Source organism: Maribacter sp. Asnod2-G09, from assembly GCF_045063795.1.
In the GTDB taxonomy this organism is placed as follows: Bacteria; Bacteroidota; Bacteroidia; order Flavobacteriales; family Flavobacteriaceae; genus Maribacter.
The window spans coordinates 118,504-132,894 of the sequence record NZ_JBEFOA010000005.1 but is presented as its reverse complement, the minus strand read 5'-3'; the positions used below and the strand labels follow the sequence as shown (position 1 = coordinate 132,894).

The window sequence follows — 14,391 nt, the reverse complement described above, 5'->3', positions numbered from 1 at the left end:
TTAGTAGAATCTAGGAGATTTATCATAGCCTTTTTTGAGTCCCCAAAGGTCTAGGTCGAACAGCACGAAAATTTCATGTGATCCATTATTGAATGCGCCTAAATTAGACAAGGTGTAATCGTAAGCATAGCCTATTCGTACAGAAGGTATAACCGCTATATTGAACATGGCATTGACAGAATCATCTAACCTGTACGAGACACCACCTTCAAAACGATTATTGAATAATGCGTTGAAAGAGACATCTGCAGTAATTGGTGCGCCCGATACCATTTTGGTTAATACAGACGGCTTTAGTTTCAGGTTCGGATTAATGTCAAATACATAACCTGCCATACCGAAAAGGTGAATAGCTTCTGACCCAATACGGTTTAGACCATCTCTATTTTCTAAATGTTTAGAGGTCAATAAATTCGGAATTGACAGACCTGCGTAAAATTTATCTCTGTTATAGAATGCACCAATACCCACATTTGGGAAGGTGTTATTCATATTCTCGTTAAAAGCAGGATCATCTTGAACCTCTGGTAATCTGAATCCGTTGAAATTGGTCTCGAACGTGGTGACACCTCCTTTTAAACCTAAACTCAAATTACTTTGTTCATCTAGCTTTAATATATAGGCGAAATCGACATAAATATTATTCTCTTTCAACGAACCATCGCCAATATCATCTGATATAATAGAGGCACCCATTTCAATTTTTTCCGATAGCGGAGTGTGGGCGAAAAAGGTCAACGTTTTTGGTGCACCCACGGCATTTTCCCATTGGGTTCTGTAGAGCGTACCAAAATTAAGCATGCCAGGTTGATTGGTTGTGTAAGCAGGGTTGACCACATTCATATTGTACATATACTGTGTATACTGCGGGTCTTGCTGCGCCTGTGTTTTTAAAAGGAACAAAAGCATAACTATGCAGATGCCCCAAGTGGTGTTTGTTAATTTCTTGTGCATGGGTTATCTGTTTAAGTATAAGCGACCTTGAATAGGTTCTGAATTGCCTTTGTTATAATTGATGATATAGAAATAGACTCCGTTTGGTGCTGTGGCAGAACCATTTCTACCATCCCAAGCGGGATTGCTTTTATCACCTTTAAATAATGAGGTGCCGTATCGGTTCAAAATTTCTAAAGTGAAATTCGGGAATATGGTTTCTATATTCGGAATGAAAAAGGTGTCGTTTCTACCATCGTCATTTGGTGAGAATCCGTCAGGTATGAAGAAGTCATAATTTTCGGGGTCACAATTGCTGAAATCTACAGTTACCGGTATACGTGTTGCAGAAGAACATCCGGTAAGGGAATTATAATTTTCTGCATAATACACGGTGTCTTCTAATAAGGGAACAGCATCTGTTAGCGCTGTACCGCCAGTTTCGGTAATAAACCAGAATACTTCATTTTCTGTTTCGTTTTCTAAAGTCCGTAATGCTACAACCGTAGGGTCATCTAAACCACAAACTAATAACATATCTGAAGATATTGCTGTTGGTGCTACTGTTATGACGGTTGGCGTAATTTCTAATCGCTCTGTACTCGTACAACCACCGCTATTGGTAGATGCGAAATAAGATTGACCATCTACTAGAATGGTTGCCGCTTCTAAAGCAGTGTCGCCAGAGAGCGTACTAAACCAAGAAACGGAACTGCCTGTAATTACATTTATAGTAATATTCGACAAAGTCGGATTCGTTTCTGCGCAGAACAACGGCGTATTATCATCACTCGTTGGCGCATCTGGATTACTGAAATTGACTGTTATTTGAACACGTTCGGTTCCCTCACAATTGGTAAGTGGATCGCTATTGGTTACAAAATAATCTTCACCATCAATCAGTTCTGTTGAAATCGGTAGAATATTGGAGTCTGTATCGGTATCGTAAAATAAGATATCGCCAGCTGCGGTAACATTAATATCCATTAACGTCGGTAACCCACTAAAATCGCTCAAACAAAAAGTCTGGCTGGCATCGGCTACGGGAGCATCAGGCACTCCGCCACGAGAGAAGTTTTCGCTCTCTTCGAACTCAAAATCTAGTCGGCAGGGTGTAGTATCATTTTGAATGCTTCGTACACTAGCGGTATAATTACCAATAGGTAAAGCATCAACATCGATTTGATAGGCAGCAGTACCACCCGTGAAATTTATAGTATTGGTAGTGAGCACGGTATTAGAACCTAATTCTGTAACATCATAGGTTATCGTATAGGTGCCATCTGGTAAAATAGGTGCATCTACCAAAACATCTATTTGTGTGGCATCGCAATTATTGTCTACTATAAGGTCTAGCTGAATAGCATCTGGTAACGGAGTTACTATGAAATTATCTGTAATAGGACAACTTGTGGCGTATATGTCGCTAATCGTTGGTCTAATACTGTACTCTCCACCTTCAGAAAAATTACTCGCTGGTACTATAAATGTAGCTGCGCCATTTGTAAATTCAAGTTCAAACGCATCTGAAGTTAACGTGCCACCATCTGGATCTGTAATTGTATATGCTGTAGTGAGGTTTCCATTAGCCAAATTACCATCCGTATCAAGAATTTCAATAATCTGTATGGTGTTGTCATTTTGTACGCAAATATCTTCGGCACTAACGGCTGAGCTGGTTACTAAAAAAGTAGTAGGCGGTACAACAACCCTGTCGCAAACAGATCGTGGAGGCGTAACGCTTGTTATACCAGTAATTTCAAGAGTTACTTCTTGATTTAAGGGTACTAAAGAAGGATCGACAATGAAATCTCCATTTCCGTCAGCTAATGTTGCGGGTGAATCGCCAATGGTACCATCTATGGTATACTGAATTAAAAAATCACCATTGTGCAAAAGAGTATCATCGTAAACTAGATCAACAACATAGTCTTCGCCAGCACATATATCATCTGCGGTAATAGTACCGTGTAGCACAGGTAAAATACTAATGCTTATTTCGGTCTCTCTTTTTTCGCACACTGGGTGACTAGGGAAAACTGTATAAATGAACGTGAAATCTGCATAACCAAAATTGTTATACATTTCTTGAATATTTATGACTGAATCGTTGAGGTCACTTAATTGATTGGTACCGTTTTCCGTCCAAGTTCCATTAGGATCTTCACCTACCAATTGATCGCTGAGATCAAATGCGGTGTAGGCAGATAAATCATCATCTGCACAAAATGTAAGACCAAAAGCATCACCTGCATTTGGTGGTGGGTGCACTTCTAAAATTACTGTTGATGTTCTTTCTAAGCAACTATCAACATCTGGTACGGTATACGTAAAATTATATATTCCGGGTCCTGCCATTTGGGCATTGAAGATATTATCTTCTAACTGACCTGTAAAAGTCGCAGGGTCTTCTTCCCAAAGACCATTGAAATCTTGAACTTTACCATCTACATTACTTCCTAGAAAACCATGTAGGTTAACGCTAGGGTCATCTCCGCAGGCATTTGCACTACCATCAATGTTATCTTCGCCAGGGTAACCACCTAAAGTTATGGTAACGGTAGCAGTTTCATTACAATCTGTATTGGTATATACAAAAGAGTGTGTACCGTAATTATTAATACGCCACAAATCTACAATACCAGTACTTTGATTTAATGCGTAGAAATTTTCTGGGTTCGCGGTAGACCATGTTCCGCCAGCAGTTGGTGAGCCACCTAACCTTGGGAATAATGCAAAGTCACGATTAGTGTCATCTGCATCTTTTTCACAGACTACAACGCTAGCATCATTTCCTGCGCATTGTGCTTTGACCAAGTTTGAGAAACCAAGCGTAAAACACACTATGGCTAAGAACCTAATTTTTAATTTATTCATTAATAGGGGGTTGGTTGTTGAATACCTTAATAGATGTTAAAGGTATTTCCGGTTGTATTTGTAGGAAATTATATGTTGTGAAAACACTATAATGTAGGGTGAATACTACTAAACATGATAAAAAGTGTTAAAAATTAACGTATTTCATCGATGATAATGCCATTTTTTAAGGGATTTGCTAAGCTCTAGTTTTGTTGGAATTGGAAAATAGTAAATGCACAATACGTATCTTTGCCACCTAAAATTTAGGAATGCGAATACATTTTATTGCAATAGGAGGAAGTGCCATGCACAATTTAGCATTGGCTCTAGAACACAAAGGATATGTTATTTCAGGTAGTGACGATGTCATTTTTGAACCTTCTAAATCTAGATTAGCAGCAAAAGGTTTGTTGCCCAGTGAATTTGGCTGGTTTCCTGAAAAAGTAACAAGTGATGTAGATGCTATTGTATTGGGTATGCATGCCAAAGCAGATAACCCAGAATTGCTAAAAGCCCAAGAACTAGGGATTACAATTTACTCTTACCCAGAATTTTTATACGAGCAATCTAAAAATAAAACCCGAGTAGTTATTGGTGGTAGCCATGGTAAAACAACCATTACCTCAATGATCCTTCATGTCCTCAACTTTAATGATATAGAGGTTGATTATATGGTAGGGGCACAATTAGATGGTTTTGATAGAATGGTGCACCTTACCGAGGATAATGATTTTATCGTGCTAGAAGGTGATGAGTACTTATCGTCCCCAATAGACCGCAGACCTAAATTTCATTTATACAAACCTAATATTGCTTTGTTAAGTGGTATCGCTTGGGATCATATCAATGTATTTCCCACTTTTGAGAATTACGTAGAGCAGTTTAAAATATTCGTTGATAGTATCGTTAATGGTGGTTCTATAACTTATAATATTGAAGACGAAACCGTAAAGGAGATTGTTGAAGCTTCTGAAAATGCCATTAGAAAATTACCGTATACTACACCTGAATATACCGTTGAAGACGGTGAAACGTTGTTGGAAACGAATGAGGGACCAATGCCTATTGAGGTTTTCGGAAAACATAACCTAAGCAATTTGGCAGGTGCAAAATGGATTTGCCAAAACATGGGTGTTGATGAAGATGATTTTTACGAAGCTATTGCCACATTTAAGGGGGCATCCAAACGGTTAGAGAAAATAGCTGAGGGTAATTCAAGTATCGCCTATAAAGATTTTGCACATTCTCCAAGTAAAGTAGCCGCTACTACAAAGGCAGTGAAAGAGCAATACCCAAATAGAAAATTGATTGCTTGCTTAGAGTTGCATACGTACAGTAGTTTTAATCCGGAGTTTCTAAAGGAATACAAAGGTGCTTTAGATGCCGCTGATGAAGCAGTTATTTTCTTCTTGCCAGAATCTGTAGCTATTAAGAAGTTAGAAGCCGTTACTCCAGAACAAATTTCAGAAGCTTTTCAAAGAAAAGACCTAAAGATTTTTACCGATGCAGCTTCGTTTCATGAATACCTAGAGAGTCAGGCGTACGATAATACCACATTGTTACTTATGAGTTCAGGTAATTATGGCGGATTCGATTTGAAGAGATTTCAAGAGTTGATGGGTTAAGGGGAATTACGAAGTAATAAGTACGAGGTACAAAGTAATAAGTATTAAGTATTAAGTAAAAAGTACTAGGTACAAAGTTGGAATAGAGAAAATAGAGTAAAGAGTATTAAGTACAAAGTACTAAGTCTTTTTGAGCTTGAATTTGAGTTTGTCCTTTGAATTTTTTTGAACTTGAACTTGACTTTTGAGCTTGAATTTGTTTTTTTCCAACAACCAACAACCAACAACCAACAACCAACAACCAACAACCAACAACCAACAACCAACAACCAACAACCAACAACCAACAACTAAATTACACTCCAAATTGTTTCAAATGATGGTCTAAATGTTTGTATTGCATTTGTCCCCATTGCTCTTTTGTAAATGGTCCGAATGCAGGGTGCGGATACCATTCTTCTCGATCACGCACGGCATAAAAATCGTTTACTAAAGTCTTTAGTATTTGATGTTCAGCAGCGAAGTCTTTGGCTTCTTTTGTTTTTAGTTGAGGTGCAGTCGGTAAATTTTTACGCCATGGTTTATCATTATATAAAGACTTTTTAAAGAACGTTTTTACGAACCAATTGCCTTTAGAAGTATTGGGTGTATTCTTAATTGCTAATTTTAATGGATACTGACAATGCCACACCATTTGCCCAACGGTCATTTTACCCCAACCTTTCTCAGAGGTTTCTGAGAGTTGCTCAATTCTACCTTTAATTTCTTGGTATGCCTCTTCGTTTAAAATCGATTTCATGGTTGATTTTTTAATTGATGTATAAATTTACCATAAAATAATTTGTTCTGTATCTTTAGCCACTGCACGATAAACGCACTACATTACAATTAGAGACATTCTGCTATTAATAATAAAACTTCTTATAGTCATTAATTCTCATGAACAGAAATCACTAATTTCAGAGCCAAAAAAAACTCCTTATCTAAAAATTTGTCAACAGAAATCCATTTGTCAGAGTTACTTGGTTTAAAATAAGAATGAGATGAAAAATCTTTGTTTTGCTTATCAGTATATTTAAAATTAGGTACAAAATTTTTCTTTTCAATTACCTGTCCATCATTATCAATCTCGCCAATCATTTCTAAGCAAATAAAAAGACCTTCGTTTGCAAATTGAATGTTTTTGTTAGATATATCAACTCTTAATAATTTATTAGATTTTTCATTACAATGAACAATTATTGGAGTTTTTAGAAGAGGAATATTTGGTTGGTTATTTTCATTAGAAAATAAATGAAGACGAAAAACACTTTCAAACTGCTTTTGCTTTGATTCTGTAGTTGCGGGTGATTTACCTATAGGAATTAAAATCTCCTCAATAAAAGATTGTTTAGAATCACCTTGAGGTTTAAGAAAAAGACCTAATTGATCGTGCTGACCAAGATACCATGCCATGTTTTTTGATTTACCTCCAATAGTTTTTGTTTCTTTTTTTGATGAATACACTACTACCTCAGATAAACTTTCTAGTTTGGGGGTTAAGAAGATTGTATCCGTCATAAGTTTATTCTCGGTAATTAGATTATTATACCCTAAACAAGATATTTTAATTTTACCACTTTCTGTAGTGTCTAGAAAAAAGTTACCTTCTTCATTTGTAAAAAAACCTTCATTCTTATCTAATATTTCAATGGCTGCAAAAGGTATTAATTCTTTGGATTGAGAATCGATAATTGTATAGTTCTGAGCAACACACAATTTAGCAGTAAAAAAAACGAAGAACGATAAATACCAATATAATCTCATATTAAAATAAAACATTTATACTCTAAAATATTGTAAGTGATTAAAATTAAAAATAGTTATCATTTTTCAACTAAGAGGTTATTCTTTTTATAAAGTCAATAGCTGTAACAAGATTTACCCTTAATATCACTGCAAGCGCCACATGTTTTACCCCAAAATTTACCATAAAATAATTTGTTCTGTATCTTTAGCCAATGCACGATAAACCAACCTCGTTATCTATAAAAAATTGGTCAGATGATGATAAGCCAAGAGAAAAGCTAGTACAGAAGGGTCGTTCGGTATTATCTGATGCTGAACTGATTGCCATTTTAATAGGTTCGGGTAGTAGATCAGAAAGTGCGGTTGAATTGTCTAAACGTATTTTGGCATCTGTAGATAACAACCTGAACGAATTAGGTCGGCTTTCTATAAAACAGCTGATGACCTTTAAAGGTATTGGTGAAGCAAAAGCAGTAAGCATAGCAGCCGCTTTAGAAGTAGGTAGAAGAAGAAGGGGAGAAGATGCCGCCAAAATTGAAAAAATAGGAAGCAGTAAAGATGTATATGAAATTCTACAACCGCTGTTGGGCGATTTGGAACATGAAGAATTCTGGATTCTCTTTCTCAACAACTCCAACAAAGTACTACATAAAGCGCAGTTGAGTAAAGGTGGGATAACAGGTACTTTGGTAGATGTGCGTATTGTTATGAAACAAGCCTTAGAATTAGGATCGGTGGCCATTATTTTGGCTCATAATCACCCATCTGGTACTTTAAGACCTAGTGCTGCAGACAAACAGATCACTCAAAAAATAAAAGTTGCAAGCGAAACTTTAGATATTAAAGTGTTGGATCATTTGATCATTACCCAAAAAAGTTACTATAGCTTTGCAGATGAAAAAATTCTATAGATGTTATTGATTTATACACATAAAATCACACCACGTCTTACCTATATCATGAGGCATATCTTCGTGAATATATTAGGTATTGAGCTTGATTTTACCACTAAGGTAGAGGAGTTTATAAAACATACCGGACCAAAAATAACCTATACAAAACAACCACTGCAGAACGAATTTTTTGTTCGTAGTAACGAGTTGCTTTTTGAGCAAGGTATTAATGATATTGAATTAAATATTGGTGTTTGGGAAGATATACCTTGCTTTTTTCAAGCAGGGGAGCGTAGTAATCTACCGTTTGATATTTTTGCCGCTAGTTTTTTTCTGCTTTCAAGGTATGAAGAGTACTTGCCACATGTAAAAGATATTCATGGTAGATTTTCACCGAAAGATAGTATCGCCTTCCAAAACGGATTCCTTCAAAAACCCGTGGTAGATATTTGGGCTCTTAAATTATTGGATGCGTTAAAAGAACGTTTTCCAGATTTGGAACATAAGGGTAAAACCTATGATTTTGTATCGGTAATTGACGTAGCAACTTCACACTGCTATGCGAATAGAGGTCTTGTACGCGGTTTGGTAGGCATGCTAATGGACATTGGGAGATTCAAATTTAAAAGAGTTTATGACCGTATAGCAGTAGGTTTAAATAGACAGAAAGACCCCTATGATAATTATGCTGAATTAATTGCCTTGCATAAGAAGTATAATGTAAAATGTAATTTCTTTTTTCAGTATGCAGATTACTCAAAGTATGACAAAAACGTATCTATCAACAGTATTAAATTTAAATCGCTTATAAAATATGTAGCTGATTATGTACCAGTATCATTGGCAGCAAGCTATAGTTCATTTTCTGATCTAGAACTATTAAAGAAAGAAAAATCTAATTTAGAAGTGGTCATCAATAGACCAGTAAACAATTGTAAAATGCGATATAATAGGGTCGATGTGCCTCAAACGTATCGTAATCTTATTGCGGCAGAATTCACCAATGACTACACTATGGGGTATACCTTTGAACTTGGTTTTAGGGCAGGCACCTGTACACCATTTCAGTTTTATGATATTCCGTTAGAAGTAAAGCAGCCTATTAAAGTGCATCCGTTTGCTATTCATGATATATCGCTTTCAAAAATTAAGAAAGATCAAGAAGTATTGCGTCAGGTGCAATTGATTACTAATGAGGTTAGAAAAGTTAATGGTACGCTTATAACGATGTTCTCTAATGAGGTCTTAGGTAATAAAGAAGATAGAGATTGGATGAATGTGTACACCGAAGTAATAAAACAACAACATGTTTGAAGATAAAGTAACAGATGTATTTTTTGATTTAGATCATACCCTGTGGGATTTTGATAAAAACTCAGCGCTGACCTTTGAAAAAATATTCAACGATCATAAAGTAGGTGTAGAACTACAAGATTTTCTAGAGGTGTACGTACCTGCAAACTTGAAGTTTTGGAAATTGTTTAGAGAAGAGAAAATAACAAAATCTGAATTGCGGTATCAGCGACTAAAATCGGTTTTTGATACTATGGGGCATCCTGCTACAGATGATCTCATCCATTTATTATCCGAAGAATATATTAATCATTTATCCTCATTTAATACCCTTTTTCCTAATGCTATTGAGGTGTTAGATTATTTACAACCTAAATATAAACTGCACATCATTACCAACGGTTTTCAAGAAGTTCAAGATAAGAAGCTTAGAAGCTCTGGTATTCACAGCTATTTTGATCAGATTATTGACTCTGAAATGGCTGGAGCTAAAAAACCGAATCCGGTTATCTTTAATTTGGCTTTAAATAGAGCTGGTGTGGTGCCAGAAAAGTCAATAATGATCGGTGATAGCTTAGAGGCAGATATTTTGGGTGCGAAATCTTTAGGTTTTCATACCATACACTTTAATGCGCACAAAGAGGATATTCACAATATAGCTCCTATAATTTACGATTTGCAAGAAATAAAATCCCTTTTATAGAGTTACTGTTATTATAGATTGCTGTCTATATGTAATAAACTTTGAAGAGGTGATGAAAGGGGTACGTTTTCTGTTATTGGCTTTGGTAGGTTTTCTACTGGTTATCTCCTGTTCTGAAGAGCAAGATTTTGATCAGCTAGATGATTTAGCCATTACCCCAAGTTATGAAGCTAGCATCTTCTATGTAAAAGCACAAGAAACCTTGATTAATAGGGTAGAGGGTTTAAACTTTTACATCGAAGATTTTAATTTTGATGCTTTTGAAGAACCCTTTTTTGCAGAAAGGGTGTTGTCTGGCGTCATAACATATGAGTTAGAGAATACTACTAGTAAGCCTATTGAAATTAGACTTGAATTTTTAGATGAAGCCGAAAACGTTTTAGATACTGAAGTTTTTAGTATGGATGCCGCACCTACGGCTATTTTACAAAGAGATGTGGCTTATGGCGCTACAGGTAAAAGCCTCGATATTATAAAAGCGACCTCAGAAATAAGGCTAACAGCTATAAACTTAGGTGATAATAATAGTTCTTCTACTTTACCAGATCCCGCAATAGTGCTTCGTGCTAGCGCACAATTTACTTTAGACATACGATGAGATTATGTCATTGCTTTTTTATAGCTGGCGTATTGCTTACTTTGAGTTTAAAAGCTCAGAATAAGCAAATTCTTTATGACTTTAATGAAATACCACAATCACTATCTGTAAACCCTGGTGTAGAATCTGATTTTAAATGGTACGCAGGTGTACCTTTATTATCTGGTATTTCTGGTTATGGGGGTTCTAACGCAATTTCTATACATGATATTTTTGCCAATGACGGGGTAGATATCAATATAAAATTTAGGGAGCGGGCTTTAGATGTGCTTACACCTAAAGATGAGTTGAGTACTACGATACAAATGGAATATTTAAGTGGCGGATTCAGAAGTGGGAATCCGAATATATTCTACTCCTTTGGTGGGTATCTTGAGTTTGATAATATAGGCTACTGGCCTCAAGACCTTGCATACCTAATATATGATGGTAATGCAGATCAATTGGGTAGAAGTTACGATTTGGGCGATTTAAAAGTTCGTGGTTCTCTGGTGAATGTTTTTCATTTTGGTATCAATAAAAAAATAGACCGCAATTTAACGGTTGGCGCAAGAGGTAAATTGTATTCGGCCATAGCAGATTACAGCTCTTCAACTAACAATGGACATTTACGTAACGTAGAGGGTCAGAATAATAGAATTGCTACGAATTTAAATGCTGATTTACGCTTGCGGACATCAGGTCTTCGTGCTTTAAGAGATGCGAATGATTCTGAAACTTTAGGTAATGAAATTATTAGCCGAGCCCTTTTTGGTGGTGATCTTGGTTTAGGTGTAGATTTTGGTTTTACTTATCACTTGACTGAACGTACTACGGTAACCGGTAGTTTATTAGATGTAGGGTTTATCTATCATTCTGGTGATACAAAAAGTTATAGTCTAAAAGGGAACACAACGGTTGAAGGTATTGAAATAGATATATTAGATAATTTTGCCAGTCTTGATAGAGATTTTTGGCAAGATTTGGTAGATGAGGTAGAAGGCGCAGTACCGTTTGAAACAGATACAAAAAGCTATGTTTCGTTTAGACCTACAAAACTGTACGCATCAATTAGAAATGATTTTGGTGAACCTGTAGGTAACGGCGGATCGCAAAGTTGTGACTGTACAGCCGGATCTTCTGGAGGTGGTGAATTGCGTACCAAGTATCGAAATTCTGTCGGTGGGCAACTTTATATGATCAACCGACCAAGAGGACCGCAAATGGCACTGACTGGTTTTTATACCCGTAGAATAGGTAATGTTTTAGCACTTAAAGGAACATATACCATAGATAAATTTAGTTCTACCAATATAGGTTTAGGAATGAATCTCCAAGCCGGACCTGTTAACCTTTACCTAATGGCAGATAACTTATTATCTTATAATAATATAGCGGCCACCAACTACGCTTCATTTCAATTCGGAATGAATATAATTTCTTGGGGGCGTAAAAAGTAACATAGCTTCTTCACTGCTTTTTATTTTTTTGGCATGCTTTTTTCATATATTACCGTGAATTTAAAATTTACAACGTTTTGAAAATAGTTATCGCCTTAGTATTCACTTTTATTGGATTCTCTTCATTCGCACAAACTAATTTAGATGATTATAAATATATCATCGTACCTAAAAAGTTTGATGCTTTTAAAAATATGAACGAACACCAAACAAGCACGTTGGTAAAACATCTGTTTACCGGTAAAGGTTTTGTTGCGGTATATGACGATCAATTGCCCGAAGATTTAAAATTTAATAGATGTTTAGGTGTATTGGCAGATTTGCAAGATGACAGTAGTATGTTTTCTACAAAAACTACTATCAACTTAAAAGATTGTAATGATAAAATCGTTTTTAGTACCATGGAGGGCATCAGCAAGGAAAAGGAATATAAAGCAGCCTATAATGAAGCTATTAGAGAGTCTATGCGCTCATTTAATGGCATGAATTATAGCTACACAGCCAAAAACAAAAAAGACGAAGCTGTTACCATTAATTTTAGAAATGACGTTAAAAAGCTTGATGAGACTAAAGCTAGTAAAGTTTTAGAGGCAGAAAAAGCAGCAGAAGAAGTAAACGTAAAAAGCGCGCCTACAGTAATTTCTGAAGAAACGGAGAAAACACAGTATTATAAAGATAATACACCCGTTGAGTCGAACATTAAAAAGTCAGAAACTCAGAAGCCTGCTTTCAAAAGTTTAGAGGTTAAAAAGCCTTCTGCGAAAGATATGTGGTATGCACAGGCAACCGATAATGGATATCAATTAGTAGATAGCTCGCCTAAGGTTAGAATGAATTTATTAAAAAGCTCAGCTGACAATGTCTTTATGGCAAAAACCGATACCAAAAATGGTATGGTATACCAAAAAGAGGGTAACTGGATTTTTGAATATTATGAAAATGATAAACTAGTTCAAGAAGAACTGAATATCAAATTTTAAAATTCATATTTCGCCTTCCACCGGTTTTTTAGAAAATCGCTAAGGGCTTTTTCTCTGACGTTATTCCCAGGTTTATAGAAGGTAGTACCCTTAATTTCATCGGGTAGAAACTCGGCATCTACAAAGTTGTTCTGGTAGTCGTGGGCATATTTATATTCTTGTCCGTACCCCAAATCCTTCATTAATTTGGTAGGTGCATTTCTTAGAGGCAATGGTACAGTCAAATTCCCTGTTTGTTTTACAACTTGTTGCGCTTTACCAATTGCCATATAACTCGCGTTACTTTTTGCTGAGGTTGCAAGGTAAATAGCACATTGACTTAATACTATACGCGCTTCGGGGTAACCAATGGCAGTAACTGCTTGAAAAGTGGTATTTGCCATGACCAAAGCAGTTGGGTTGGCCAAACCAATATCTTCAGATGCTGAAATAAGCATTCTACGTGCAATGAATTTTACATCTTCACCACCTTCGATCATTCGTGCCAACCAATATACGGCTCCGTTAGGGTCGCTCCCTCTAATAGATTTTATAAAAGACGAGATAATATCATAATGTTGCTCACCTGTTTTATCGTACAGTACGGTATTCTTCTGCACTTTAGATAACACCAATTCGTTGGTGATGACGATGTCGTCGTCAGCTTCAGAATTGACTACAAGTTCAAAAATATTCAATAATTTTCTGCCGTCACCTCCAGACAAACGTAACAAAGCTTCCGTTTCTTTAAGTTCGATTTTTTTAGATTTTAACAATGTGTCTTTCTCCATTGCCCTTTTTATTAGATTTTCTAAATCATCTTTTCCGAAGGCATTTAAAACATATACCTGACAACGAGAGAGTAGGGCAGGTATCACTTCAAAACTGGGGTTTTCTGTGGTAGCTCCAATTAATGTCACCCAACCTTTTTCAACAGCTGCCAAAAGAGAGTCTTGTTGAGATTTACTGAAACGGTGTATCTCATCAATAAATAAAATAGGGTTTTTAGCAGTGAATAATCCGCCAGCTTGTTTTGCTTTATCGATTACTTCTCTAATATCTTTTACACCGCTATTGATGGCGCTTAAAATATAAAAGGGTCTTTTGCTCTGCTCGGCAATGATGTTAGCTAGTGTTGTTTTTCCGGTACCAGGAGGTCCCCAAAGTATTAATGACGGAATAATACCCTTTTTAATTTGATGCGTAAGCGAACCCTTTTCACCCACCAAATGGTGTTGACTAATATATTCGTCTAATGTTTTAGGTCGTACGCGTTCTGCTAAAGGTTCATTCATAGTGCAAAAGTATACTAAACTACAATGAGAATAAAAAAGTTGCGTGCCAATTGATTGTTAAGTAAG

General features: G+C 36.1%; 12 protein-coding genes. 7 read left to right on the top strand and 5 right to left on the bottom strand.

Annotated elements, in window-relative coordinates; genetic code table 11:
• Positions 1-954, bottom strand: a complete 954-nt coding sequence (locus ACJJVT_RS12755; RefSeq protein WP_405399159.1) for a type IX secretion system membrane protein PorP/SprF — start codon at positions 952-954, stop codon at positions 1-3.
• A gap of 3 nt (positions 955-957) precedes the next feature.
• Positions 958-3,810, bottom strand: a complete 2,853-nt coding sequence (locus ACJJVT_RS12750) for a gliding motility-associated C-terminal domain-containing protein (protein WP_405399158.1) — start codon at positions 3,808-3,810, stop codon at positions 958-960.
• A gap of 251 nt (positions 3,811-4,061) precedes the next feature.
• Here ACJJVT_RS12750 and murC point away from each other — a divergent pair, with 251 nt between their 5' ends.
• Entirely contained in the window at positions 4,062-5,417 is a 1,356-nt protein-coding gene (murC, locus tag ACJJVT_RS12745; protein ID WP_405399156.1) for a UDP-N-acetylmuramate--L-alanine ligase, read from the top strand.
• Between the two features lie 295 nt (positions 5,418-5,712).
• Here the strand turns inward: murC and ACJJVT_RS12740 are convergent, their stop codons facing one another.
• Together ACJJVT_RS12740 and ACJJVT_RS12735 are read right to left on the bottom strand one after the other, a co-directional pair.
• Entirely contained in the window at positions 5,713-6,156 is a 444-nt protein-coding gene (locus tag ACJJVT_RS12740; RefSeq protein WP_303597757.1) for a DUF1569 domain-containing protein, read from the bottom strand.
• Positions 6,157-6,287: 131 nt separating this feature from the next.
• On the bottom strand, positions 6,288-7,163 hold the full coding sequence (locus tag ACJJVT_RS12735; RefSeq protein ID WP_405399153.1) for a carboxypeptidase-like regulatory domain-containing protein: 876 nt from the start codon (positions 7,161-7,163) through the stop codon (positions 6,288-6,290).
• A gap of 194 nt (positions 7,164-7,357) precedes the next feature.
• Between ACJJVT_RS12735 and radC the strand changes: the two genes are divergently transcribed.
• The 6 genes from radC (at position 7,358) to ACJJVT_RS12705 (ending at position 13,051) form a co-directional block, all read left to right on the top strand.
• Positions 7,358-8,056, top strand: a complete 699-nt coding sequence (gene radC / locus ACJJVT_RS12730) for a DNA repair protein RadC (RefSeq protein ID WP_405399151.1) — start codon at positions 7,358-7,360, stop codon at positions 8,054-8,056.
• Between the two features lie 48 nt (positions 8,057-8,104).
• Positions 8,105-9,352 carry a polysaccharide deacetylase family protein gene (locus ACJJVT_RS12725; protein WP_405399149.1) on the top strand — a complete coding sequence of 416 codons (1,248 nt, stop codon included), beginning with the start codon at positions 8,105-8,107 and terminating at the stop codon, positions 9,350-9,352.
• A complete protein-coding gene (locus ACJJVT_RS12720; RefSeq protein ID WP_405399147.1) occupies positions 9,345-10,034 on the top strand; it encodes a YjjG family noncanonical pyrimidine nucleotidase in 690 nt (229 codons plus the stop codon). Before ACJJVT_RS12725 ends, ACJJVT_RS12720 begins: the two co-directional genes overlap by 8 nt.
• A 52-nt stretch (positions 10,035-10,086) precedes the next feature.
• Entirely contained in the window at positions 10,087-10,632 is a 546-nt protein-coding gene (locus ACJJVT_RS12715; protein WP_405399145.1) for a hypothetical protein, read from the top strand.
• Complete coding sequence (locus tag ACJJVT_RS12710; RefSeq protein WP_405399143.1) at positions 10,629-12,071, top strand: DUF5723 family protein; 1,443 nt, start codon at positions 10,629-10,631, stop codon at positions 12,069-12,071. The genes ACJJVT_RS12715 and ACJJVT_RS12710 overlap by 4 nt, the downstream gene beginning before the upstream one ends.
• A gap of 77 nt (positions 12,072-12,148) precedes the next feature.
• Entirely contained in the window at positions 12,149-13,051 is a 903-nt protein-coding gene (locus ACJJVT_RS12705) for a hypothetical protein (RefSeq protein WP_405399141.1), read from the top strand.
• Here ACJJVT_RS12705 and ACJJVT_RS12700 read toward each other — a convergent pair.
• Complete coding sequence (locus ACJJVT_RS12700; RefSeq protein ID WP_405399140.1) at positions 13,048-14,325, bottom strand: replication-associated recombination protein A; 1,278 nt, start codon at positions 14,323-14,325, stop codon at positions 13,048-13,050. The two genes, ACJJVT_RS12705 and ACJJVT_RS12700, sit on opposite strands and share 4 nt — an antisense overlap.
• Between the last annotated feature and the right edge of the window lie 66 nt (positions 14,326-14,391).

What these genes read in the sequence shown, in the direction of transcription:
- ACJJVT_RS12735 (WP_405399153.1), bottom strand. Translation starts at nt 7,163, where the DNA reads ATGAGATTATATTGGTATTTATCGTTCTTCGTTTTTTTTACTGCTAAA.
- ACJJVT_RS12720 (WP_405399147.1), top strand. Translation starts at nt 9,345, where the DNA reads ATGTTTGAAGATAAAGTAACAGATGTATTTTTTGATTTAGATCATACC.
- ACJJVT_RS12710 (WP_405399143.1), top strand. Translation starts at nt 10,629, where the DNA reads ATGAGATTATGTCATTGCTTTTTTATAGCTGGCGTATTGCTTACTTTG.
- ACJJVT_RS12750 (WP_405399158.1), bottom strand. Translation starts at nt 3,810, where the DNA reads ATGAATAAATTAAAAATTAGGTTCTTAGCCATAGTGTGTTTTACGCTT.
- ACJJVT_RS12740 (WP_303597757.1), bottom strand. Translation starts at nt 6,156, where the DNA reads ATGAAATCGATTTTAAACGAAGAGGCATACCAAGAAATTAAAGGTAGA.
- radC (WP_405399151.1), top strand. Translation starts at nt 7,358, where the DNA reads ATGCACGATAAACCAACCTCGTTATCTATAAAAAATTGGTCAGATGAT.
- murC (WP_405399156.1), top strand. Translation starts at nt 4,062, where the DNA reads ATGCGAATACATTTTATTGCAATAGGAGGAAGTGCCATGCACAATTTA.
- ACJJVT_RS12725 (WP_405399149.1), top strand. Translation starts at nt 8,105, where the DNA reads ATGAGGCATATCTTCGTGAATATATTAGGTATTGAGCTTGATTTTACC.
- ACJJVT_RS12715 (WP_405399145.1), top strand. Translation starts at nt 10,087, where the DNA reads ATGAAAGGGGTACGTTTTCTGTTATTGGCTTTGGTAGGTTTTCTACTG.
- ACJJVT_RS12755 (WP_405399159.1), bottom strand. Translation starts at nt 954, where the DNA reads ATGCACAAGAAATTAACAAACACCACTTGGGGCATCTGCATAGTTATG.
- ACJJVT_RS12700 (WP_405399140.1), bottom strand. Translation starts at nt 14,325, where the DNA reads ATGAATGAACCTTTAGCAGAACGCGTACGACCTAAAACATTAGACGAA.